This window comes from Mycobacterium yunnanensis, from assembly GCF_025823185.1.
Taxonomy (GTDB): Bacteria; Actinomycetota; Actinomycetes; order Mycobacteriales; family Mycobacteriaceae; genus Mycobacterium; species Mycobacterium yunnanensis.
The window spans coordinates 311,879-332,885 of record NZ_JACKVK010000003.1; the positions used below are offsets into that span (position 1 = coordinate 311,879).

20 protein-coding genes and 1 tRNA gene are annotated in these 21,007 nt (G+C 67.9%); 19 read left to right on the plus strand and 2 right to left on the minus strand.

Annotated elements, in window-relative coordinates; translation table 11 throughout:
- Nucleotides 1–56 precede the first annotated feature (56 nt).
- Together H7K45_RS05225 and H7K45_RS05230 are read left to right on the plus strand one after the other, a co-directional pair.
- Nucleotides 57–866, plus strand: coding sequence for an LLM class F420-dependent oxidoreductase (locus tag H7K45_RS05225; RefSeq protein ID WP_263994703.1), 810 nt, complete (start codon nucleotides 57–59; stop codon nucleotides 864–866).
- 176 nt (nucleotides 867–1,042) lie between these two features.
- Nucleotides 1,043–1,219, plus strand: coding sequence for a hypothetical protein (locus H7K45_RS05230; RefSeq protein WP_263994704.1), 177 nt, complete (start codon nucleotides 1,043–1,045; stop codon nucleotides 1,217–1,219).
- Between the two features lie 81 nt (nucleotides 1,220–1,300).
- On the opposite strand, the gene H7K45_RS05235 is transcribed toward H7K45_RS05230, so the two are convergent.
- A tRNA-Arg gene (locus tag H7K45_RS05235) sits at nucleotides 1,301–1,373 on the minus strand.
- Nucleotides 1,374–1,545: 172 nt separating this feature from the next.
- On the opposite strand from H7K45_RS05235, the gene argS reads away from it, so the two are divergent.
- The 6 genes from argS (at nucleotide 1,546) to rho (ending at nucleotide 10,471) form a co-directional block, all read left to right on the plus strand.
- On the plus strand, nucleotides 1,546–3,198 hold the full coding sequence (argS, locus tag H7K45_RS05240) for an arginine--tRNA ligase (RefSeq protein WP_263994705.1): 1,653 nt from the start codon (nucleotides 1,546–1,548) through the stop codon (nucleotides 3,196–3,198).
- Nucleotides 3,198–4,616 (plus strand): diaminopimelate decarboxylase, encoded by a 1,419-nt coding sequence (gene lysA, locus H7K45_RS05245; RefSeq protein WP_263994706.1) that lies wholly within the window; start codon nucleotides 3,198–3,200, stop codon nucleotides 4,614–4,616. The genes argS and lysA overlap by 1 nt, the downstream gene beginning before the upstream one ends.
- Nucleotides 4,616–5,947 (plus strand): homoserine dehydrogenase, encoded by a 1,332-nt coding sequence (locus H7K45_RS05250; RefSeq protein ID WP_263994707.1) that lies wholly within the window; start codon nucleotides 4,616–4,618, stop codon nucleotides 5,945–5,947. The genes lysA and H7K45_RS05250 overlap by 1 nt, the downstream gene beginning before the upstream one ends.
- The gene (gene thrC, locus H7K45_RS05255) at nucleotides 5,944–7,026 is read left to right on the plus strand and encodes a threonine synthase (protein WP_263994708.1); all 1,083 of its coding nucleotides are present in this window, start codon (nucleotides 5,944–5,946) and stop codon (nucleotides 7,024–7,026) included. The genes H7K45_RS05250 and thrC overlap by 4 nt, the downstream gene beginning before the upstream one ends.
- 16 nt (nucleotides 7,027–7,042) lie before the next feature.
- Nucleotides 7,043–8,014 carry a homoserine kinase gene (gene thrB / locus H7K45_RS05260; RefSeq protein ID WP_263994749.1) on the plus strand — a complete coding sequence of 324 codons (972 nt, stop codon included), beginning with the start codon at nucleotides 7,043–7,045 and terminating at the stop codon, nucleotides 8,012–8,014.
- Between the two features lie 303 nt (nucleotides 8,015–8,317).
- Nucleotides 8,318–10,471: a transcription termination factor Rho gene (gene rho, locus H7K45_RS05265; protein WP_263994709.1), complete on the plus strand. Its 2,154-nt coding sequence runs from the start codon at nucleotides 8,318–8,320 to the stop codon at nucleotides 10,469–10,471.
- Nucleotides 10,472–10,528: 57 nt separating this feature from the next.
- On the opposite strand, the gene H7K45_RS05270 is transcribed toward rho, so the two are convergent.
- Nucleotides 10,529–11,149 (minus strand): TetR/AcrR family transcriptional regulator, encoded by a 621-nt coding sequence (locus H7K45_RS05270; RefSeq protein ID WP_263994710.1) that lies wholly within the window; start codon nucleotides 11,147–11,149, stop codon nucleotides 10,529–10,531.
- Nucleotides 11,150–11,285: 136 nt separating this feature from the next.
- Here H7K45_RS05270 and fadD1 point away from each other — a divergent pair, with 136 nt between their 5' ends.
- The 11 genes from fadD1 to H7K45_RS05325 all read left to right on the plus strand — a co-directional run bounded on the left by fadD1 (nucleotide 11,286) and on the right by H7K45_RS05325 (nucleotide 20,978).
- Entirely contained in the window at nucleotides 11,286–12,869 is a 1,584-nt protein-coding gene (gene fadD1, locus H7K45_RS05275; RefSeq protein WP_263994711.1) for a fatty-acid--CoA ligase FadD1, read from the plus strand.
- Between the two features lie 153 nt (nucleotides 12,870–13,022).
- Nucleotides 13,023–13,262, plus strand: coding sequence for a 50S ribosomal protein L31 (gene rpmE, locus H7K45_RS05280; RefSeq protein WP_263994712.1), 240 nt, complete (start codon nucleotides 13,023–13,025; stop codon nucleotides 13,260–13,262).
- 89 nt (nucleotides 13,263–13,351) lie between these two features.
- Nucleotides 13,352–14,431: a peptide chain release factor 1 gene (gene prfA / locus H7K45_RS05285; RefSeq protein WP_263994713.1), complete on the plus strand. Its 1,080-nt coding sequence runs from the start codon at nucleotides 13,352–13,354 to the stop codon at nucleotides 14,429–14,431.
- The gene (gene prmC / locus H7K45_RS05290) at nucleotides 14,428–15,270 is read left to right on the plus strand and encodes a peptide chain release factor N(5)-glutamine methyltransferase (protein WP_263994714.1); all 843 of its coding nucleotides are present in this window, start codon (nucleotides 14,428–14,430) and stop codon (nucleotides 15,268–15,270) included. Before prfA ends, prmC begins: the two co-directional genes overlap by 4 nt.
- Before the next feature lie 110 nt (nucleotides 15,271–15,380).
- The gene (locus tag H7K45_RS05295; RefSeq protein ID WP_263994715.1) at nucleotides 15,381–16,046 is read left to right on the plus strand and encodes an L-threonylcarbamoyladenylate synthase; all 666 of its coding nucleotides are present in this window, start codon (nucleotides 15,381–15,383) and stop codon (nucleotides 16,044–16,046) included.
- 30 nt (nucleotides 16,047–16,076) lie between these two features.
- Entirely contained in the window at nucleotides 16,077–17,249 is a 1,173-nt protein-coding gene (locus H7K45_RS05300; protein ID WP_263994716.1) for a glycosyltransferase family 4 protein, read from the plus strand.
- 267 nt (nucleotides 17,250–17,516) lie between these two features.
- Entirely contained in the window at nucleotides 17,517–17,984 is a 468-nt protein-coding gene (locus tag H7K45_RS05305; protein WP_263994717.1) for an ATP synthase subunit I, read from the plus strand.
- A gap of 10 nt (nucleotides 17,985–17,994) precedes the next feature.
- Nucleotides 17,995–18,786, plus strand: coding sequence for a F0F1 ATP synthase subunit A (gene atpB, locus H7K45_RS05310; protein ID WP_263994718.1), 792 nt, complete (start codon nucleotides 17,995–17,997; stop codon nucleotides 18,784–18,786).
- Nucleotides 18,787–18,854: 68 nt separating this feature from the next.
- The gene (locus tag H7K45_RS05315) at nucleotides 18,855–19,109 is read left to right on the plus strand and encodes a F0F1 ATP synthase subunit C (protein ID WP_056559889.1); all 255 of its coding nucleotides are present in this window, start codon (nucleotides 18,855–18,857) and stop codon (nucleotides 19,107–19,109) included.
- Between the two features lie 9 nt (nucleotides 19,110–19,118).
- Nucleotides 19,119–19,643 (plus strand): F0F1 ATP synthase subunit B, encoded by a 525-nt coding sequence (locus tag H7K45_RS05320; protein WP_263994719.1) that lies wholly within the window; start codon nucleotides 19,119–19,121, stop codon nucleotides 19,641–19,643.
- Nucleotides 19,644–20,978 (plus strand): F0F1 ATP synthase subunit B/delta, encoded by a 1,335-nt coding sequence (locus tag H7K45_RS05325; RefSeq protein WP_263994720.1) that lies wholly within the window; start codon nucleotides 19,644–19,646, stop codon nucleotides 20,976–20,978.
- The last annotated feature ends 29 nt before the right edge of the window (nucleotides 20,979–21,007 follow it).

The window sequence follows — 21,007 nt, forward strand, 5'->3', positions numbered from 1 at the left end:
GCGTACCCGGTGAACTTGGCTGAAGGAGTCACCCCCTCCCCGCGTCAGGAGCCTTCATGACTCGTCCCATCCGCGTTGCCGTGCAAATTCAGCCCGGCGGTGCGCCCGACTACCGCACGTGGCGCGACGCCGTCGTGGCCGCCGACGACCTCGGCGTCGACGTGATCTTCGGATACGACCACTTCCACCGGCCCGCGATCGAGGGCATCGTCGACGGCAAGCCGATCATGTCCGACGAGCAGGCCGACGTCGCCAACTTCGAGGGGTGGACCGCGCTCGCCTCGTGGGGGGAGATCACCTCGCACGCCGAGATCGGGCTGCTGGTCACCGGCGTCGGCTACCGCAATCCGGACCTGCTCGCCGACATGGCGCGCACCGTCGACCACATCAGCGGCGGACGGCTCATCCTGGGTCTCGGCGCGGGATGGTACGAAAAGGACTACACCACATACGGTTACGAATTCGGCACCTTCGGTTCCCGCTTCGACCTGTTCGACGAGAGCCTGGTCCGCATCGAGAACCGGCTCGCGGCGCTGATTCCGCCGCCGATCCGCAAGCTGCCGATCCTCATCGGCGGCACCGGCCCCAAGCGCTCGCTACCGGCCGTCGCGCGGCACGCCGACATCTGGCACGCGTTCCAAGAGCTCGACGGCTTCCGCAAGTCATCCGACCGCGTCGACGAGTTGGCGGCGAGTTTCGGCCGCAGCGGCGCCGACATCGAACGCTCGACGCTGTGGGTAGACGGTGAGAGCGCCGATGCCTTCCGTGAGGCGGGCGTCACGCTGTTCCAGACCGAGCTCACCGCCGACGACGGTTATGACCTCGACTCCCTGAAGGCAGTACTCGCCTGGCGTGACAACGGGTAGTCGGCACAGCCGCTCCACTGGCGCACTCTGCGGCAGGTCACACGGTGCGCATCGCGTGTCGAGCGCCCTCGGCCTGGATCGCCGGTGATACTTCACCCAACGTCGCTGTGGGGCGAGTAGCGCTCACACCCACGTAGGCGATTCGTGGAGGGAGTTGCAGGCAGATGTCGCTCTCCATGGCCTTGGCCATCGACACTGACAATGCGGCTTTCGACGGCCACGTCGGCGCCGAGGTGGCACGTATTGCGCGCGCCGTCGCCGACGAGGCCGAATCGGGCGTCGTGGAGGGCATCTGCCGGGACTGCAACGGGATGAAGGTAGGCGTGTGGAAGATTCGCCTCGAAGCACGCTGACCCGTCGGTCACGGACCACTCCAGAATCCTGCGGTCGACAGTCCGCTGCGAGTCCGACCAGGTCAGACGTCATGAAATGTGTGCCCCCGGCAGGATTCGAACCTGCGGCCTTCCGCTCCGGAGGCGGACGCTCTATCCCCTGAGCTACGGGGGCGCATGCAAGAACTGCAGCGCCGATTGGGCTTGCACAGCCTAACGCATGCCTGACGGCCCCACCGCCGCCCGGGTGGCCCGTGCACCTGCAGTGACATTCCCCGGTCGCTGCGCTCCTGCCCGCCGGTAAACGATTCGGGGCCAGACCACCCCAGACCATAGGATGATGCCCCGTGACCCCCGCCGATCTGGCCGAGCTGCTCAAGACCACCGCCGCCGCGGTGCTCGCGGAGCGTGGGCTCGACACTGCCGCCTTGCCGCAGACGGTGGTCGTCGAGCGGCCACGCAATCCCGAGCACGGCGACTACGCCACCAACCTCTCGCTTCAGGTGGCCAAGAAGGTCGGCGCCAACCCCCGCGAGCTGGCCGGCTGGCTGGCCGAGGCGCTCGCGAGCACCGACGGCATCGCGGGCGCCGACGTCGCAGGCCCCGGCTTCGTCAACCTGCGCATCGAGGCCTCCGCCCAGGCCGTGGTGGTCGTCGACGTCATCGCCGCCGGCTCGGCCTACGGCGACTCGGCCGAGCTGGCCGGGGAGAAGGTCAACCTCGAGTTCGTCTCCGCGAACCCCACCGGGCCCATCCATATCGGCGGCACCCGCTGGGCCGCGGTAGGCGACGCGTTGGGGCGGCTGCTGTCCACCCAGGGCGCCGAGGTCGTGCGGGAGTACTACTTCAACGACCACGGCACCCAGATCGACCGATTCGCCAAATCGCTGATCGCCTCGGCGAAGGGTGAGCCGACCCCCGAGGACGGCTACGCGGGCAATTACATCGCCGAGATCGCCCAGCAGGTCGTCGCCGCCCAACCCGACGTGCTGAGCCGGCCTCCCGAGCAGACCCTGGAGACCTTCCGCGCCATCGGCGTCGAATTGATGTTCAACCACATCAAGAAGTCGCTGCACGATTTCGGCACCGACTTCGACGTCTACACCCATGAAGACTCGATGCACACCTCCGGCCGGGTGGACCAGGCCATCGCCAAGCTTCGCGAGACCGGCAACATCTACGAGAAGGACGGCGCAACGTGGTTGCGCACCACCGACTTCGGTGACGACAAGGACCGCGTCGTGATCAAGAGCGACGGCAACCCGGCCTACGTCGCCGGTGACCTCGCCTACTACCTGGACAAGCGGCAACGCGGCTTCGACCTGTGCATCTACATGCTCGGTGCCGACCATCACGGCTACATTGCCCGGCTCAAGGCCGCCGCGGCCGCCCTCGGCGACGACCCGGCCACCGTCGAGGTGCTGATCGGACAGATGGTCAACCTGGTGCGCGACGGTCAGCCCATGAGGATGAGCAAGCGCGCAGGCACCGTCATCACCCTCGACGACCTCGTCGACGCGATCGGCGTCGACGCCGCCAGATACGTGCTGATCCGCAGTTCGGTCGACAGCCCGATCGACATCGACCTCGCCCTGTGGTCAAGCGCGTCGAGCGAAAACCCAGTCTACTACGTGCAATACGCGCACGCACGGCTGTCCGCGTTGGCGCGCAGCGCCGCCGACCTCGGCATCGCCGCCAGCACCGAGCACCTCGAACTGCTCACCCATGACCGCGAGGGCACGCTGATGCGCAGCATCGGCGACTTCCCGCGCGTGCTGGCGACCGCGGCCTCGCTGCGCGAACCGCATCGGGTGTGCCGCTATCTCGAGGAGCTCGCGCAGGACTACCACCGGTTCTACGATTCGTGCCGGGTGCTGCCCCAGGGCGACGAGGATCCGACCGATCTGCACGCCGCCCGGCTCGCCCTGTGTCAGGCCACCCGCCAGGTGATCGCCAACGGTCTGCAGATCCTGGGCGTCAGTGCCCCGGAGCGCATGTAATGGCACATCCCGCTGGTCCCCGTCACGCCGAGGACGCCCGTCAAGGCACGGCGCCCGCTTGCCCGCAGAACTCCGACGAGCTGCTGGCGCTGGCGCCGAACGTGTGGCCGCGCAACGCCGTTCGCACTCCCAGCGGCGAGGTTACCGTCGCAGGGGTGCCCGTGACCCGGCTGGCCGCGGAGTACGGGACGCCGCTGTTCGTCGTCGACGAGGACGACTTCCGGTCCCGCTGCCGCGACATCGCGTCGGCCTTCGGCGACGGCGAACACGTCCGCTACGCCGCGAAGGCCTTCCTCTGCACGGAGATCGCACGCTGGGTCGACGAGGAAGGGCTGTCGCTCGACGTCTGCAGCGGCGGCGAGCTGGCGGTGGCGTTGAACGCCGACTTCCCACCGGAACGCATTGCCCTGCACGGCAACAACAAGTCCGTCGCCGAACTCGCCATGGCCGTCGACGCCCGGGTCGGCCACGTCGTGCTGGACTCGCTGACCGAGATCGACCGCCTCGACGCGATCGCCGGAGAGGCCGGCGTGGTGCAAGACGTCCTGGTCCGCGTCACCGTCGGCGTCGAGGCCCACACTCACGAATTCATCTCCACCGCCCACGAGGACCAGAAGTTCGGTCTCTCCCTGGCCAGCGGCGCGGCTATGGAGGCGATCCGGCGGGTGTTCGCCGCCGACCACCTGCGCCTCGTCGGCCTGCACAGCCACATCGGCTCGCAGATCTTCGACGTCGCGGGCTTCGAACTGGCCGCCCACCGCGTCATCGGCCTGCTCGCCGACGTGGTCGCCGAGTTTGGCGTCGAGAAGACCGCGCAGATGTCGATCGTCGACCTCGGTGGGGGACTGGGTATCTCGTATCTGCCGCAGGACGATCCGCCGCCCATGGAGGACCTGGCCGCCAAGATCGGTGCCATCGTCGTCGACGAGTCGGCGGCCGTCGGGCTGCCCGCCCCCAAACTCGTCGTCGAACCGGGCCGCGCCATTGCCGGTCCGGGCACCGTCACCCTCTACGAGGTGGGCACGGTCAAGGACGTCGCCGTCAGTCAGAGTGCCCATCGACGCTACGTCAGCATCGACGGTGGCATGAGCGACAACATTCGGACCTCCCTGTACGGGGCCGAATACGACGCCCGACTGGTGTCGCGAGCCAGCGACGGAGCACCCGTCCTGACTCGCATCGTCGGAAAGCACTGCGAGAGCGGTGACATCGTCGTCCGCGACACCTGGGTGTCCGACGACGTCGCGCCCGGTGACCTGATCGGGGTCGCCGCCACCGGGGCGTATTGCTATTCGATGTCGAGCCGGTACAACCTGCTCGGCCGTCCGGCCGTGGTGGCGGTGCGTGACGGAGTGTCGCGTTTGATTCTGCGCCGCGAGACGGTGGCGGATCTCTTGAGCTTGGAGGTAGGCAACTGATGGTCAACGACAACGCGGTGAAGCCAGTCGGCGTGGCGGTGCTGGGGCTGGGCAACGTCGGCAGCGAGGTAGTGCGCATCATCGAAGCCAGCGCTCCCGATCTTGCGGCCAGAATCGGTGCGCCGCTGGAACTTCGGGGAGTCGGCGTGCGCCGGGTCGCCGACGACCGCGGAGTCCCGCTCGGCCTGCTGACCGACGACGTCGACGCCCTGGTGTCCCGCGACGACGTAGACGTCGTCGTCGAACTCATGGGGCCGGTCGAGCCGGCGCGCAAGGCCATTCTCGCGGCGCTGGAGCGGGGCAAGTCGGTCGTCACCGCCAACAAGGCCCTGATGGCAGTGTCGACGGGCGAGCTGGCCCAGGCCGCCGAAGCCGCCCACGCCGACCTGTACTTCGAGGCGGCGGTCGCCGGCGCCATCCCCGTCATCCGTCCGCTCACCCAGTCGCTGGCCGGTGACACCGTGCTGCGCGTCGCCGGAATCGTCAACGGCACCACCAATTACATCCTCTCGGCTATGGCCGAGACCGGTGCGGACTACGGCTCCGCGCTGGCCGACGCGAGCGCGCTCGGGTACGCCGAGGCCGATCCGACCGCCGACGTGGAGGGCTTCGACGCGGCGGCCAAGGCCGCGATCCTCGCCTCGATTGCGTTCCACACCCGGGTCACCGCCGACGACGTCTACCGCGAGGGCATCACCAAGGTCAGCTCCGCCGACTTCGACTCCGCGAAGGCGTTGGGCTGCACCATCAAGTTGCTCGCCATCTGCGAGCGCATCATCAACGACGAAGGCCAGCAACGCGTGTCGGCCCGGGTGTATCCCGCGCTGGTGCCGCTGGAGCATCCGCTGGCATCGGTCAACGGAGCGTTCAACGCCGTCGTGGTCGAGGCCGAGGCCGCCGGTCGGCTGATGTTCTACGGCCAGGGTGCCGGCGGTGCGCCGACTGCGTCGGCGGTGATGGGTGACCTCGTCATGGCAGCCCGCAACCGGGTTCAGGGCGGTCGCGGTCCCCGTGAGAGCAAGTACGCCGAATTGCCCATCGCGCCCATCGGTTTCATCCCGACCCGCTACTACGTGAGCATGAACGTCGCCGATCGGCCGGGTGTGCTGTCCTCCGTCGCCGCCGAGTTCGGCAAGCGCGAGGTCAGCATCGCCGAGGTCCGTCAGGAAGGCATGGTCGACGACGAGGGACTGCGGTGCGGGGCCCGCATCGTGGTCGTGACGCACCGTGCCACCGACGCGGCGCTCTCGGAGACGGTGGAGGCTCTCGCCGATCTCGACGTCGTGTCCAGCATCAACAGCGTGCTGCGGCTGGAAGGAACCAACGAATGACCCACCAGCACGTCCCCGTGCATCGACCGTGGCCCGGGCTGATCAACGCCTACCGCGACCGGCTTCCGGTCGAGCCCGGCTGGACGCCGATCACCCTGCTCGAGGGTGGCACGCCGCTCATCGACGCCACGCGGCTGTCCGAGGAGACCGGGTGCACGGTCTACCTCAAGGTCGAGGGACTCAACCCGACCGGTTCGTTCAAGGACCGCGGGATGACGATGGCCGTCACCGAGGCGGTGGCCCGCGGGCAGAAGGCGGTGCTCTGCGCCTCGACCGGTAATACCTCGGCCTCCGCGGCGGCGTACGCCGCCCGGGCCGGCATCACCTGCGCGGTGCTCATTCCGCAGGGCAAGATCGCGATGGGCAAGCTGGCGCAAGCGGTCATGCACGGCGCCAAGATCATTCAGGTCGACGGCAACTTCGACGACTGCCTGGAGCTGGCGCGCAAGTTGACCGCCGACTTCCCGGCGGTGTCGTTGGTCAACTCCGTCAACCCCTATCGCATCGAGGGTCAGAAGACGGCGGCCTTCGAGATCGTCGACGCGCTCGGAGAGGCACCCGACGTGCACGCGCTCCCGGTGGGCAACGCCGGGAACATCACCGCGTACTGGAAGGGCTACACCGAGTACCACCGCGACGGGCTGGCGCAGAAGTTGCCTCGGATGTTGGGCACGCAGGCTGCCGGCGCTGCACCGTTGGTGTCGGGCGAGCCGGTTCTCAAGCCCGAGACCATCGCCACCGCCATCCGCATCGGATCCCCGGCGTCGTGGGACTCCGCCGTCGCGGCCCAGCAGCAGTCCAACGGCCGGTTCCTGGCGGCGACGGACATGGAGATTCTCGCCGCCTACCACCTCGTCGCGCGCAGCGAAGGAGTGTTCGTGGAGCCCGCCTCGGCCGCGAGTATCGCCGGGTTGCTCAAGTCGATCGACGACGGCTGGGTGAAGCGGGGTTCCACCGTGGTGTGCACCGTCACCGGCAACGGCCTCAAGGATCCCGACACGGCCCTCAAGGAGTTGCCGCCGGTCACCGCGATCGCCGTGGACCCCGTGGCGGTGGCCGCCGAGCTCGGGCTGGCCTGAACCGAATGGCGCTCCGCTGATGCAGACACTCTCCGCCGGACTGGCGGCCACCTCGACGGTGGCCGCCTCCAGCGCCAACCTCGGCCCTGGTTTCGACAGCCTTGGTCTCGCGTTGAGTCTGTACGACGAAATACACGTCGAGACAACGAGTTCGGGAATTCGAGTCGAGGTCGAGGGCGAAGGCGAGGGTCAGGTACCGCTGGACGCCACGCACCTCGTGGTCCGCGCCGTCGAGCGTGGCCTGGAGGCGGCGGGCGTGCGGGCCGACGGCCTGATCGTGCGGTCTCGCAACGCGATACCGCATTCGCGTGGGCTCGGATCCTCCGCCGCGGCCGTGGTCGGCGGTCTCGCGGCGGCCAACGGCCTTGTGGCGCAGACTGATTCGGCGATCTTGTCGGACGACGATCTCGTTCAGCTGTCGTCGGAATTCGAAGGTCACCCGGACAACGCCTCGGCGGCGGTCCTCGGTGGCGGCGTCGTGTCGTGGACCGAGGGGGACGGTCCCCACGCCCGCTACGGCGCGGCGCGGCTACGGCTGCATCCCGACGTCCACCTCTTTCCCGCCGTGCCACAGATCCGCTCGTCCACGGCCGAGACGCGAGCGGTGCTGCCCGGTCACGTCAGCCACGCCGATGCTCGGTTCAACCTGAGCCGCGCTGCGCTCATGGTGGTGGCCCTGACCGAACGCCCCGACCTGCTCATGGCTGCCACCGAGGACCGGTTGCATCAACCCCAGCGGGCCGCGGCATTGCCGGCCTCGGCGGAATTTCTCGCGGTGCTGCGCCGTTGTGGAGTGGCAGCGGTGCTTTCTGGCGCCGGGCCTGCGGTGATCGCATTCAGCACGGAGCCGGAACTGCCCGCCGAGGCCGTCCAATACGGCCTCGCCCACGGGTTCGCCGTGGGGGAGATGGCGGTAGGGCAGGGCGTCCGCTGGGCGGCCGCCCACGCAGTCGAACGCGACGTCCCCGTCGCCACCGCGACCGAATGATCGACAGGCGCCACACGGGACCGACCGGCGATTCTTGCTTCCAGCGACGATGCGGGTTATTCTCGCTCTCGTCCAGCAATCGCACCTTCTGTGCCTGCGCCTACACTAGGACGACTACCCATCCTTCTCGTGGCTGACGTTTCCCCGCATGGCGGAGAATCCCGGCGATCACCGTTGCACGCGCGATGGTTTGCGCACCGGCAATCAGGGGACACGAGGCATCCGGTAGCCGGCATTCGGCGGATCAGCTGAATGCGACGAACCTTCGCAGAATCGGATCAGCGAGGGAAAGAAAGGAAATCCGTGTCTGATACGGACCTCATCACGGCTGAAGACAGCAACGACGGCGTCGACCTGCCGAGCCCCCCGAATTCACCGTCCACGGAAGCGGTTTCGGCTGCTCCGGCAGCGGTGACCACCGTGGTCGCCTCGGGCGACCGCCCCACCGCCCTGACCGCGATGGTGCTTCCGGATCTTCGTGCCCTCGCCGGCCAGCTCGGCATCAAGGGTTCGTCGGGCATGCGCAAGAGCGAGCTGATCGCCGCCATCCGCGAGCATCGCGGCGACGCCAACGGTGCGGCCGCCAAGGCCGCCCCCGCGCCGGCCGCTGAACCTGCCGCTGCCGCCGACGCGGCCGCCCCGGCGATCGACGTAGCCGCCGCCGGCGCCACCGAGCGACCCGCCCGCGCCCGCCGTGAACGACGCGGTGCATCCCGCAGCGCCGGTGCCGCCACCGAGACCACCGAGGCCGCCGAGGCGACTTCCGCGGTCGAGACGCAGGAGACCAAGTCCTCCGAGGCCCCCCAGGCCTCCGCCGCCCCCGAGCAGAAGGCCGCGCAGGAGCCGGCCGCCGTCGAGAATGGCGAGAAGGCGGCCAAGACCGCCGACGACACCGACCGCAAGGACTCGGCGCAGTCCGAGGCCCCCGCACGCACCAACGACCGTCAGAACGGCGGCGAGCGTCAGAACAACCGCAACGACGGTGGTGGCGAGCGTCAGAACAACCGCAACGACGGCGGTGGCGAGCGTCAGAACAACCGCAACGACGGTGGCGGAAACAACGCCAACAACCGCGGCAACAACGCGAACAACGGCAACAACAACGCCAACAGCGGCAACGCCAACAACAACAACAACAACGCGAACAACAACGCCAACAACGATGACGACGACGACGAAGGTCGGGGCGGCCGGCGCGGTCGCCGGTTCCGTGACCGCCGGCGTCGCGGCGAGCGTGGCGACGGCCAGGGCGGCGGCGGCAACAACGACCGCGACACCGAACTGCGCGAGGACGACGTCGTCCAGCCCGTGGCGGGCATCCTCGACGTGCTCGACAACTACGCGTTCGTCCGCACCTCCGGATACCTGGCCGGCACCAACGACGTCTACGTCTCGATGAACATGGTCCGCAAGAACGGTCTGCGCCGCGGTGACGCGATCACCGGCGCCGTGCGCGTGGCCCGTGAGGGCGAGGGCGGCGGCAACAACAACAGCCAGAACCCGCGGCAGAAGTTCAACCCACTGGTGCGGTTGGACTCTGTCAACGGCGGACCGGTCGAGGACGCCAGGAACCGTCCCGAGTTCCAGAAGCTGACGCCGCTCTACCCGAATCAGCGTCTGCGCCTCGAGACGAAGTCCGAACTGCTGACCACCCGCGTCATCGACCTGATCATGCCGATCGGCAAGGGGCAGCGCGCCCTGATCGTCTCCCCGCCCAAGGCCGGTAAGACGATGGTGCTGCAAAGCATCGCCAACGCGATCACCGTGAACAATCCCGAGTGCCACCTGATGGTGGTGCTGGTCGACGAGCGACCTGAAGAGGTCACCGACATGCAGCGTTCGGTCAAGGGCGAGGTCATCGCCTCGACCTTCGACCGGCCGCCGTCAGACCACACCGCCGTCGCGGAGCTGGCCATCGAGCGTGCCAAGCGTCTCGTCGAGCAGGGCAAGGACGTCGTCGTATTGCTCGACTCCATCACCCGACTCGGCCGTGCGTACAACAACGCCTCGCCTGCCTCCGGCCGGATCCTCTCCGGTGGCGTGGACTCCACGGCGCTCTACCCGCCCAAGCGCTTCCTCGGCGCGGCCCGCAACATCGAGAACGGCGGCTCGCTGACGATCATCGCCACGGCGCTGGTCGAGACCGGCTCGATGGGTGACACGGTCATCTACGAGGAGTTCAAGGGCACCGGCAACGCCGAGCTCAAGCTCGACCGCAAGATCGCCGAGCGCCGGGTCTTCCCCGCGGTGGACGTCAACCCGTCCAACACCCGCAAGGACGAGCTGCTGCTGTCCTCCGACGAATTCGCCGTGGTGCACAAGCTGCGCCGGGTGCTCTCGGGCTTGGACTCGCACCAGGCGATCGACCTGCTGATGAGCCAGCTCCGGAAGACGAAGAACAACTACGAGTTCCTCGTCCAGGTCTCCAAGAACACGCCGGGGACCGAGTCGGACTAACCCGCTCGACGCGAAGGCCCCCGCACGCCCATCCGGCGTCGGGGGCCTTTCGCGTCTCTAGGCCTGGGTCGGGTCCTCGCGCAACCCCGGCATGACGTAACGGCGGACGTGGCCGAGCACCGCGTCGTGATCGGTGGGGTCGAGTTCGTGCCCCGGCACCGTCGCCAGTGAAAGCAGCGCGCGGGCAACCCATTCCGAGGCTTCCGCGACATTCGTCTTCGCGTGGATCTCGCCGCGATCCACGGCGGCGACGAGGTAGCGCGACCAGAATTCGCCCAGATCCGGCACCAGACCCTGGACGCCTGCGCCTGCGCACGCGGCGAACTCCTCGGGTTCCTCCATGCGAAGCTTCATCAGGATGGCGCCCGGATCGGCGTAGGCGGTACGCCCGTGCCGGATGCCCGCGGCGATCTGTGCGTCGAGCCCCTCGATGCGTTCCAGCATCGCGTGCGAATCGGACCAGTAGGCCTCGTTGAGCCGCACGATCGCCGCTCCGAGCAACGCGTTCTTGTCGGGGAAGTGTCGGTACAACCACCCGCGCGACACCCCGGCAACTTCGGCCACCTCGGACACCGTCGTCGACCGAATCCCCTTGTTGCGCAGGCACACCTCAGCCGCGTCGATCAGCCGGTCCCGGACGCTCTTGGCTGCCGGCCGGGGTGCGGTGGCGCTCGTCAACGGCGGGGCTCCTGTTCTCTTCGTGACCAATGGGTGAGACCAGTGCATTCTGCCCGGTGGCAGACGGTACCGTTGGCGCCGGTCGGCAGTAGACACATCTTTGTTTCTGTTCACACACGGATCGAGGTAGCCAACGATGGCGGAGACACTGCAAGGACTCCTGCGAACCCGGGCCGACCTCGACACGATCGCCGTCAAGTACGGCGATCGGGTGTGCACCTGGCGCGAGCACGTCGCCGCCGCGAGCGGCCATGCCGCCGCCGTGATCGCCGAGACCGACCCGTCACGGCCGATGCACGTCGGCACGCTCATGGGCAACACCCCGGGCATGCTGACCGCGCTGGCGGCCGCGGCGCTGGGCGGCTACACGCTGTGCGGCGTCAACACCACGCGCCGCGGCGACGCACTCGCCCGTGACGTCGCGCGCGTCGACTGCCAACTGCTGCTCACCGACGCGTCGCACCGGGGCCTGCTCGACGGTCTCGAACTGCCCGGCGTGGTGGTGCTGGACGTCGACGACGCGCAGTGGACCGAGCGGGTGAGCGCCGCGCCTGCGCTGGTGCCACACCGGGAGGTCGGTCCCGACGACACCTTCATGATGATCTTCACCTCGGGCACAAGTGGTGAACCGAAGGCCGTCGAAGTGCCGCACGCGATGGTCCTGTTCGCGGGCAGCGCACTGGTGCAGCGCTTCGGCGTCGACGACTCTGACGTCTGTTACCTGGCGATGCCGCTGTTTCACTCCAACGCGGTGTACGCCGGGTGGAGCGTGGCCGTCGGTGCGGGTGCGGCCATGGTCCCGGCCACCTTCTCGGCCTCGCGATTCCTGGCCGATGTGCGCCGCCACGGGGTCACCTACATGAACTACGTCGGCAAGCCCCTGGCCTACATCCTGGCCACGCCCGAGGGCGCCGACGACCACGACAACACGTTGCGCGTCGCCTTCGGCAACGAGGCGGCCGACCGCGACATCGAGGAGTTCGGGCGACGCTTCGGTTGTGCCGTCTGGGACGGCTTCGGGTCGACCGAGACGGCGGTGATCATCACCCGGCCCGACGGGTGTCCCCCTGGGTCGATCGGCCAGGGCTTCCCCGGGGTGGCCGTCTACGACCCGGAGACGGTCACCGAGTGCGCGGTGGCCCGGTTCGACGACACCGGCGCGTTGGTCAACGCCGACGACGCGACGGGGGAGTTGGTCAACACGACCGGCAGTGGGCTGTTCCGGGGGTACTACAACGACCCCGGTGCCACCGACCAGCGGTTGCGCCACGGCATGTACTGGTCGGGAGACCTGGCCTATCGCGACGCCGACGGGTGGATCTACCTCGCCGGGCGCACGGGCGACTGGATGCGCGTCGACGGCGAGAACTTGACGTCCGCACCCATTGAGCGAATTCTGTTGCGGCTCAACGTCATCAGTCGGGTAGCGGTCTACCCCGTGCCCGACGAACACGTGGGCGACCAGGTGATGGTCGCGTTGGTCCTGCGCGACGGGGCCGATCTGAGGCCAGAGGAGTTCGAGGCGTTCCTCGCCGTTCAGCCGGACCTGTCGCCGAAGGCGTGGCCCCGGTACGTCTGGATCGCCGAAGACCTGCCGAGCACGGCGACCAACAAGATCCTCAAGCGCGAGTTGGTCGCCCTCGGCGTCGACCCGACGGGTCGCGTGCTGTGGCGACGGGACCGCACCGGCTTCGCGCCCGTCGTCCCGGTGGACCGCTGACGTCGGCGGAATAGGGCCCGGTGCGCGCGCGTTTATGACTCTGACGGCTGACCTGGCATAATCGTCCGTCGACCCCTCGGTTCCGGTTCACGTCCAGAGACTCAGGTCAGGATCTCGGGCGACCCGGCGGCCAACGATACGAAGAGGACCATCATGAAATCGGGCATTCACCCCAACTACGTAGAGACGTCCGTGGTCTGCGGCTGTGGAAACAGCTTCCAGACTCGGAGCACCAAGGAGAGCGGCCACATCGTGGTCGAGGTCTGCTCCCAGTGCCACCCCTTCTACACCGGTAAGCAGAAGATCCTCGACTCCGGTGGTCGTGTGGCGCGCTTCGAGAAGCGCTACGGCAAGCGCGCCGGTGCCGCCGACAAGGCTGCCGCCGACAAGTAGCCGAACGATCGGCGCCCGTCCTGTCGCATTCGTCGACGGGATAGGGCGCCGATTGCGTTTCCGGTCACGTTCGAAGGAGAGAGGACACGATGGCGGCCACCGATTCGGCGACGAGGGTCGACGCGCTCCTCGCCGAGCACGCCGACCTCGAGACCCAACTCTCGGATCCGGCACTGCACGCCGACGCCGGCGCGGCCCGCAGGGTCGGCCGTCGTTTCGCGCAGCTGGCGCCCATCGTCGCGACCCATCGCAAGTTGGAGACGGCGCGCGGTGATCTGGAGGCCGCCAAGGAGCTCGCGGCAGAGGACTCGTCCTTCGCCGCCGAGGTGCCGGAGCTGACCACGCGCGTCGCCGAACTCGAGCAACAGCTCAGCGATCTGCTGGCTCCCCGCGATCCCCACGACGCCGACGACGTCGTGATGGAGGTGAAGTCGGGGGAGGGCGGCGAGGAGTCCGCACTGTTCGCCGCCGACCTCGCGCGAATGTACATCCGGTACGCCGAGCGGCACGGCTGGAACGTGACCGTGCTCGACGAGACGTTCTCCGACCTCGGCGGTTACAAGGACGCCACGTTGACCATCGCCAGCAAGGGTGACGCCGCGGACGGCGTCTGGTCGCGTCTCAAGTTCGAAGGTGGGGTGCATCGCGTCCAGCGCGTCCCCGTCACCGAGTCCCAGGGACGTGTCCACACCTCGGCGGCCGGCGTCCTGGTCTACCCCGAGCCCGAAGACGTCGAGGCCGTCCAGATCGACGAGTCCGACCTCCGCGTCGACGTGTACCGGTCCTCCGGCAAGGGCGGACAGGGCGTCAACACGACCGACTCGGCGGTCCGCATCACCCACCTGCCCACCGGCATCGTGGTCACGTGCCAGAACGAGCGGTCGCAGCTGCAGAACAAGGCCCGCGCGATGGTCGTGCTCGCCGCCCGGCTGCAGGCCCTCGCCGAGGAACAAGCCTCCGCCGACGCGTCGGCCGACCGTGCCAGCCAGATCCGCACCGTCGACCGCAGCGAACGCATCCGGACCTACAACTTCCCCGAGAATCGGATCACCGACCACCGGGTGGGCTTCAAGGCGCACAACCTCGACCAGGTACTGGACGGGGATCTGGACCCGATGTTCGACGCACTGGCCGCTGCCGACAGACAAGCCAGGCTTCAAGAGACATGACGCGTCTGCGGCGGGCCATCGACGACGCGGCACGCACGCTCGCCCACGCAGGAGTCGACAGCGCATACGTCGACGCCGAGCTGCTCGCCGCACACGTCGCCGGAGTGGACCGCGGGTTGCTTCGGTTCCAGGATCCCGACGAGGGGTTCTACGACGACTACCGTGCCGTCGTCGACGCGCGCGCTCGTCGAATCCCGTTGCAACACCTCACCTCCACCGCCGCGTTCGGCCCGCTGCTGCTCGCCGTCGGCCCCGGGGTCTTCATTCCGCGGCCCGAGACCGAGGCGCTGCTGGAATGGGCATGCAAGCAACCACTTCCGGCTGCGCCCGTCATCGTGGACCTGTGCACCGGGTCCGGGGCGTTGGCCGCAGCACTGGCCGATGCGACGCCCACGGCCCACGTCGTCGCCGTCGAGGACTCGGCCGACGCGCTGACCTACGCCCGGCGCAACGTCACGGGGCTCGACGTCGAACTCCTGCACGCCGACGTCACGGACCCGGGCCTGCTGACCGATCGGGACGGCACCGTCGACCTCCTGGTGTCAAACCCCCCGTACATCCCCGAGGGCGCCGAGCTCGATCCCGAAGTCGCCGACCACGACCCGGCCCACGCTCTCTTCGGCGGCCCGGACGGCATGCGAATCATCGAGCCGATCGTGGCCCTGGCGGCCCGGCTGCTGCGCCCCGGTGCCCACGTCGGCGTCGAGCACGACGACGAGACGGCGGCGACGACCGTCGCGCTGTTCGAACGATCCGGGGCGTTCTGCGACGTGACGTCGCGGCGGGATCTCGCCGGGCGGCCCCGGTTCGTCACGGCGAGGAGGAAGGGTTCAGGCTAGGGATCATGAGTGACGAGCGAGAAGCGGAGCGGGATCGCGCATGAGTGACGAGCGAGAAGCGGAGCGGGATCGCGCATGAGTGACGAGCGAGAAGCGGAGCGGGATCGCGCATGAGTGAGACGTTCGACTGCGCGGACGAGACCCAGCGGGCGCGAGGGGTCGCCTCGGCGATCAGCGCGTTGAAGGGCGGCCGCCTCGTGGTGCTGCCCACCGACACGGTCTACGGGATCGGTGCCGATGCTTTCGACGGCACCGCCGTCGCCGCCTTGCTGGCCGCCAAGGGCCGAGGTCGCGACATGCCGGTGCCGGTCCTCGTCGGGTCCTGGCACACCATCGACGGCCTGGTGTACTCCGTCCCCGACTCGGCCCGCGAACTCATCCGCGCGTTCTGGCCGGGGGCGCTGAGCCTCGTCGTGCAACAGGCCCCCTCCCTGCAATGGGACCTGGGCGACGCACAGGGCACGGTGATGTTGCGGATGCCGCTGCACCCCGTCGCCATCGAGCTGCTTCGCGAGGTCGGACCCATGGCGGTCTCCAGCGCCAACATCTCCGGTCGGCCCGCCGCCGTGACCGCCGCCGACGCCCGCGATCAACTCGGCGACCTGGTCGAGGTGTACCTGGAAGCAGGTCCGTCGGCCAACGGCGCAGCGTCCACGATCGTCGACCTGACCGGCGCCCAACCTCGGATTCTGCGAGAGGGACCGGTCTCCGCGGCCAGCATCGCGACGGTGCTGGGCGTCGACGCCGAGACCCTGACGGGCGTGACGCCGACCTAGGTCTCAGGTAGGTCCAGTACATTTCAGCGCGTGGAAGGCCTGCTCGCGTTGTCGGACCGCGGTGCCGGCGTCCCGTTGCGGGAGCTCGCCCTCGTCGGCCTCACCGCGGCGATCATCACGTACTTCGCCACGGGGTGGGTGCGCACGCTGGCCACCCGCTTCGGCGCGGTTGCCTATCCCCGCCAGCGCGACGTCCACGTTCAACCGACACCACGAATGGGCGGCCTGGCGATGTACGTCGGCGTCGTCGCGGCGGTCCTTCTGGCCTCCCAGCTGCCCGCCCTCAACCGCGGGTTCGTGTACTCGTCGGGCATGCCCGCCGTCGTCGTCGCGGGCGGACTGATCATGGTGATCGGACTGATCGACGACCGCTGGGGTCTGGACGCGCTGACCAAGTTCGCCGGCCAGATCACCGCGGCCAGCGTCCTGGTGACCATGGGCGTGGCGTGGAGCGTGCTCTACATCCCGATCGGCGGCGTGGGCACCATCGTGCTCGACCAGGTGACGTCGATCCTGCTGACGCTGGCGCTGACGGTGTCGATCGTCAACGCGATGAACTTCGTCGACGGGCTGGACGGTCTCGCCGCCGGGCTCGGCCTCATCACGGCCGCGGCGATCTGCATCTTCTCGGTCGGGTTGCTTCGCGACCACGGCGGTGACGTGCTGTTCTACCCGCCCGCGGTGATCTCCGTAGTGCTGGCCGGCGCCTGTCTCGGCTTCCTGCCGCACAACTTCCACCCGGCCAAGATCTTCATGGGCGATTCCGGCTCGATGCTGATCGGGCTGATGCTGGCGGCGGCGTCGACCACCGCCGCCGGGCCGATCTCACAGAACGCCTACGGCGCACGCGACGTCTTCGCGTTGCTCTCGCCGTTCCTTCTGGTGGTGGCGGTGATGTTCGTGCCGGCGCTGGACATGTTGCTGGCCATCGTGCGACGCACGCGTGCGGGCCGCAGTCCGTTCAGTCCCGACAAGATGCACCTGCACCATCGGCTCCTGCAGATCGGTCATTCGCACCGCCGGGTCGTCCTGCTGATCTACATGTGGGTCGGCATCGTCGCGCTCGGGGCCGCCAGCACGATCTTCTTCGACCCGCGGTACACCGGTGCGGTGATGCTCGCGGCAATCGTCGTGGCGGTCGTCATCACGCTCATCCCGCTCCTGCGGAGAAGCCGCGGAGCTCCCAGCCAGCTATCAGACTGAGTGGTACGACGCAAAGTAGTAGGACCCCGTTTTAGGGTGCCTACCATGTGATACGGTACTGCCAGAACCCGAAAGACCTCGCGGGTTGCCGGCCCGGCCCGGCGGTGTGAAAGCGCCGTTCGATGCCGATGTACGACCGACAAAGGGAGCAACCCCTTGGGTGATTCCAGCGCGACCACCGCCCTCCGATACGCTCGTCGGGCACGCGCCGGATCATTGCTCGTCAAAGGGGACAGCTTCCGTGAGAGCGTGGATTGAGGTGAGTCAGTGACGACGCCAGCGCAGGACGCGCCGTTGGTGTTCCCATCCGTGGCGTTTCGTCCGGTTCGACTGTTGATCGTGTGCGTGGCGCTCACCGCACTCGCCGTCGCCGCCTCCGCCTTCACCGGTCACGTCCTGTTCGGTGTCTTCTTCGGCGTCGGCCTCGGTCTCGGTCTGGTCAACGCTCTGCTGGTACGCAAGGCCGTCGAGTCGATCACCGCCTCGGACCATCCCTTGAAGAAGAAGATGGCCGTCAACTCGGCCATGCGCCTGCTGGTCATCACCGCCATCGCGCTGACGATCTCCATCGGCGCCAAGACGGTGTTCAAGAACAACGACGGACTCGGCGTGCTATTCGGCCTCGCGATCTTCCAGGCCGTGCTCGTCATGAGCACGAGCATCCCCGTCATGAAGAAGATCCGCTCGAGCGGACTCGACGTCGCAGCAATGCCCGCATCGGAATCGAAGGATTGAGCAGACGGCAATGAATGAGACCTTCCTCGCCGCCGAGGGTGGAGCCCCGATTCACGTCGGAACCCACGAATACGTGTTCCAGTTCCTGGGCATGACGTTCAACGGTGACACCATCATCTCGACGCTGATCGCCGCGGTGATCGTGATCGCGCTCGCGTTCTTCCTCAAGTCCAAGGTGACCTCGACCGGCGTGCCCGGCGGTGTGCAGCTGTTCTTCGAGGCCATCACCATCCAGATGCGTCAGCAGGTCGAGGCCGCGATCGGCATGAAGATCGCGCCGTTCGTGCTTCCTCTCGCCGTCACCATCTTCGTGTTCATCTTGATCTCGAACTGGCTCGCGGTGCTGCCCGTGCAGTACGGCGGCTCCGACGGTGCCGCAGGAGAACTGATCAAGGCACCCGCGGCGGACATCAACTACGTGTTGGCGCTGGCAGCCTTCGTCTTCATCTGCTACAACGCGGCAGGCGTCTGGCGCCGCGGCGCCTGGGGTCACGCCAAGAAGTTGGTCAAGGGCCACGTCACGCTGATGGCGCCGATCAACATCATCGAAGAGCTGGCCAAGCCAATCTCGTTGGCACTGCGACTCTTCGGCAACATCTTCGCCGGTGGCATCCTCGTGGCGCTCATCGCGATGTTCCCCTGGTACATCCAGTGGGCACCCAATGCCATCTGGAAGACGTTCGACCTCTTCGTCGGTCTGATTCAGGCCTTCATCTTCGCGCTGCTGACGATTCTGTACTTCAGCCAGTCGATGGAGCTCGACCACGACCACGAAGACGACAACGAGAAAGCGCACCACTAGCCAGCTCGACCCCGTAGGACCAGCAGTCCTGGTGGCAACCCCCACCAGCTCACAAGGAGGAAAAAGGAATGGATCCAAACGCCCTCATCACGGCCGGTGCTCTCATCGGCGGTGGACTGATCATGGGTGGCGGCGCCATCGGCGCGGGTATCGGCGACGGTATCGCCGGTAACGCACTGATCTCCGGCATCGCCCGGCAGCCCGAGGCGCAGGGACGCCTGTTCACGCCGTTCTTCATCACCGTCGGTCTCGTCGAGGCCGCGTACTTCATCAACCTGGCCTTCATGGCGCTGTTCGTCTTCGCCACGCCGGGTCTGTCGTAGTCCGTCGGCATGGGTGAACTCGGTTCGACTGTCCTTGCGGACGGCATCAACATCTTGGCGGCGGAGGGCGGTGAGGGTGGGGGCAACAACTTCCTCATCCCCAACGGCACCTTCTTCGTCATTCTGATCATCTTCTTGATCGTGCTCGGCGTGATCACGAAATGGGTTGTGCCACCGATCAGCAAGGTTCTCGCCGAGCGGGAGGCGATGCTGGCCAAGACCGCCGCAGACAGCCGCAAGTCGGCCGAGCAGGTCGCGGCGGCACAAGCCGACTACGACGAGAAGATGGCCGGAGCCCGCACCGAGGCGTCGTCGATTCGCGACGAGGCCCGCACGGCCGGCCGTGCGGTGATCGAGGAGAAGCGGGCCGAGGCCAGCGGAGAGGTTGCCGAGACGGTGCGAGAGGCGGACCAACAACTGTCCGAACAACGCTCGTCGACTCAAGCCACGCTCGACTCGTCGGTCGACGGCCTGTCGGCCACGCTGGCGAGTCGCATCCTCGGCGTGGACGTGAATTCAGGCGGGAGCCGCTAAATGTCGACATTCATCGGTCAGCTGATCGGTTTCGCGGTCATCGTCTTCATCCTGTGGCGCTACGTCGTGCCACCGGTGAAGGCGCTGATGCAGAAGCAACAGGACGCCGTACGCACCGCGCTCGCCGAAAGTGAGGCGGCGGCGAAGAAACTCGCCGAAGCCGACGCCATGCACGCCAAGGCGCTCAAGGACGCCGAGGCGCAGGCGTCCAAGGTGACCGACGAGGCTCGGCAGGACTCAGAACGCATCGTCAGCCAGCTCGAGGATCAAGCGGTCGTCGAAGCCGAGCGCCTCAAAGCCCAAGGCGCACAACAGGTTCAGCTCATGCGGCAGCAGCTCATCCGGCAGCTGCGGCAGGGCCTCGGCAAGGAGTCGGTCGACAAGGCCGACGAGCTGGTGCGAGCCCACGTGGCCGACCCAGCCGCCCAGTCGGCGACGGTGGACCGGTTCCTCGACGAACTCGACCAGATGGCACCGTCCTCGGTGACCATCGAGACGGGTGTCTCGGCCCGGCTTCGCGCCGCCAGCCGTGCGGCCTTCGAGGAACTCACGAAGGCGTTCGACGACGTCGCGGCCGACCTGCAGCCCGAGGGTCTGACGACCGTGGCCGACGAACTCTCCGCCGTGGTGGGCGTGCTGGTCGCCGAGCCAACCCTCACCAGGCACCTCACCGAGCACAACGACGACGCCGACGCCAAGGTGCGTCTGGTCGACCGGTTGTTCGCGGACAAGGTGGACGAACACACGCTGAAGCTCCTGCGGACCGCCGTGTCACAGCGGTGGTCGGCGGAGGCGGACTTCGTCGACGGCATCGAACACTTGGCTCGGCTGGCGCTGCTCAAGCGTGCCGAGATCGAGAACCAGGTCGACGAGGTCGAGGAGCAACTGTTCCGATTCGGCCGGGTGCTGGACGGCGAACCGCGTCTGACGGCCCTGCTGAGTGACTACACGACTCCGCTGGACGGTCGACTCGCGCTGCTGAACAAGATCGTCGACGGATCGGGAGTCGACGGCACTGCCGCCGCCCTGCTGACGCAGACGATCCGTCACCTGCGCGGGGAACGTGCCGACGAGGCCGTGGTGGACCTCGCCGAACTGGCCGTGGCCCGGCGCGGCGAAGTGGTCGCCCACGTCAGTGCGGCCTCCGAGCTGACCGATGCCCAGCGCAACCGGCTCGGCGAACTGCTGACCCGCATCTACGGACACCCGGTGGCGGTCCAGCTCAACGTCGATCCCGAAGTGCTCGGTGGTCTGTCGATCACCGTTGGCGACGAGGTGATCGACGGCTCCATCGCATCCCGGCTGGCGGCCGCTCAGACCCAGCTGCCCGACTGACGAGCGCTTGCGCGAGGAATCGACGCCCT

Coding starts and splice junctions, on each gene's coding strand:
- H7K45_RS05225 (WP_263994703.1), top strand. CDS start 57: ATGACTCGTCCCATCCGCGTTGCCGTGCAAATTCAGCCCGGCGGTGCG.
- H7K45_RS05230 (WP_263994704.1), top strand. CDS start 1,043: ATGGCCTTGGCCATCGACACTGACAATGCGGCTTTCGACGGCCACGTC.
- lysA (WP_263994706.1), top strand. CDS start 3,198: ATGGCACATCCCGCTGGTCCCCGTCACGCCGAGGACGCCCGTCAAGGC.
- H7K45_RS05250 (WP_263994707.1), top strand. CDS start 4,616: ATGGTCAACGACAACGCGGTGAAGCCAGTCGGCGTGGCGGTGCTGGGG.
- thrC (WP_263994708.1), top strand. CDS start 5,944: ATGACCCACCAGCACGTCCCCGTGCATCGACCGTGGCCCGGGCTGATC.
- fadD1 (WP_263994711.1), top strand. CDS start 11,286: ATGGCGGAGACACTGCAAGGACTCCTGCGAACCCGGGCCGACCTCGAC.
- rpmE (WP_263994712.1), top strand. CDS start 13,023: ATGAAATCGGGCATTCACCCCAACTACGTAGAGACGTCCGTGGTCTGC.
- prfA (WP_263994713.1), top strand. CDS start 13,352: ATGGCGGCCACCGATTCGGCGACGAGGGTCGACGCGCTCCTCGCCGAG.
- prmC (WP_263994714.1), top strand. CDS start 14,428: ATGACGCGTCTGCGGCGGGCCATCGACGACGCGGCACGCACGCTCGCC.
- H7K45_RS05295 (WP_263994715.1), top strand. CDS start 15,381: ATGAGTGAGACGTTCGACTGCGCGGACGAGACCCAGCGGGCGCGAGGG.
- atpB (WP_263994718.1), top strand. CDS start 17,995: ATGAATGAGACCTTCCTCGCCGCCGAGGGTGGAGCCCCGATTCACGTC.
- H7K45_RS05315 (WP_056559889.1), top strand. CDS start 18,855: ATGGATCCAAACGCCCTCATCACGGCCGGTGCTCTCATCGGCGGTGGA.
- H7K45_RS05320 (WP_263994719.1), top strand. CDS start 19,119: ATGGGTGAACTCGGTTCGACTGTCCTTGCGGACGGCATCAACATCTTG.
- H7K45_RS05325 (WP_263994720.1), top strand. CDS start 19,644: ATGTCGACATTCATCGGTCAGCTGATCGGTTTCGCGGTCATCGTCTTC.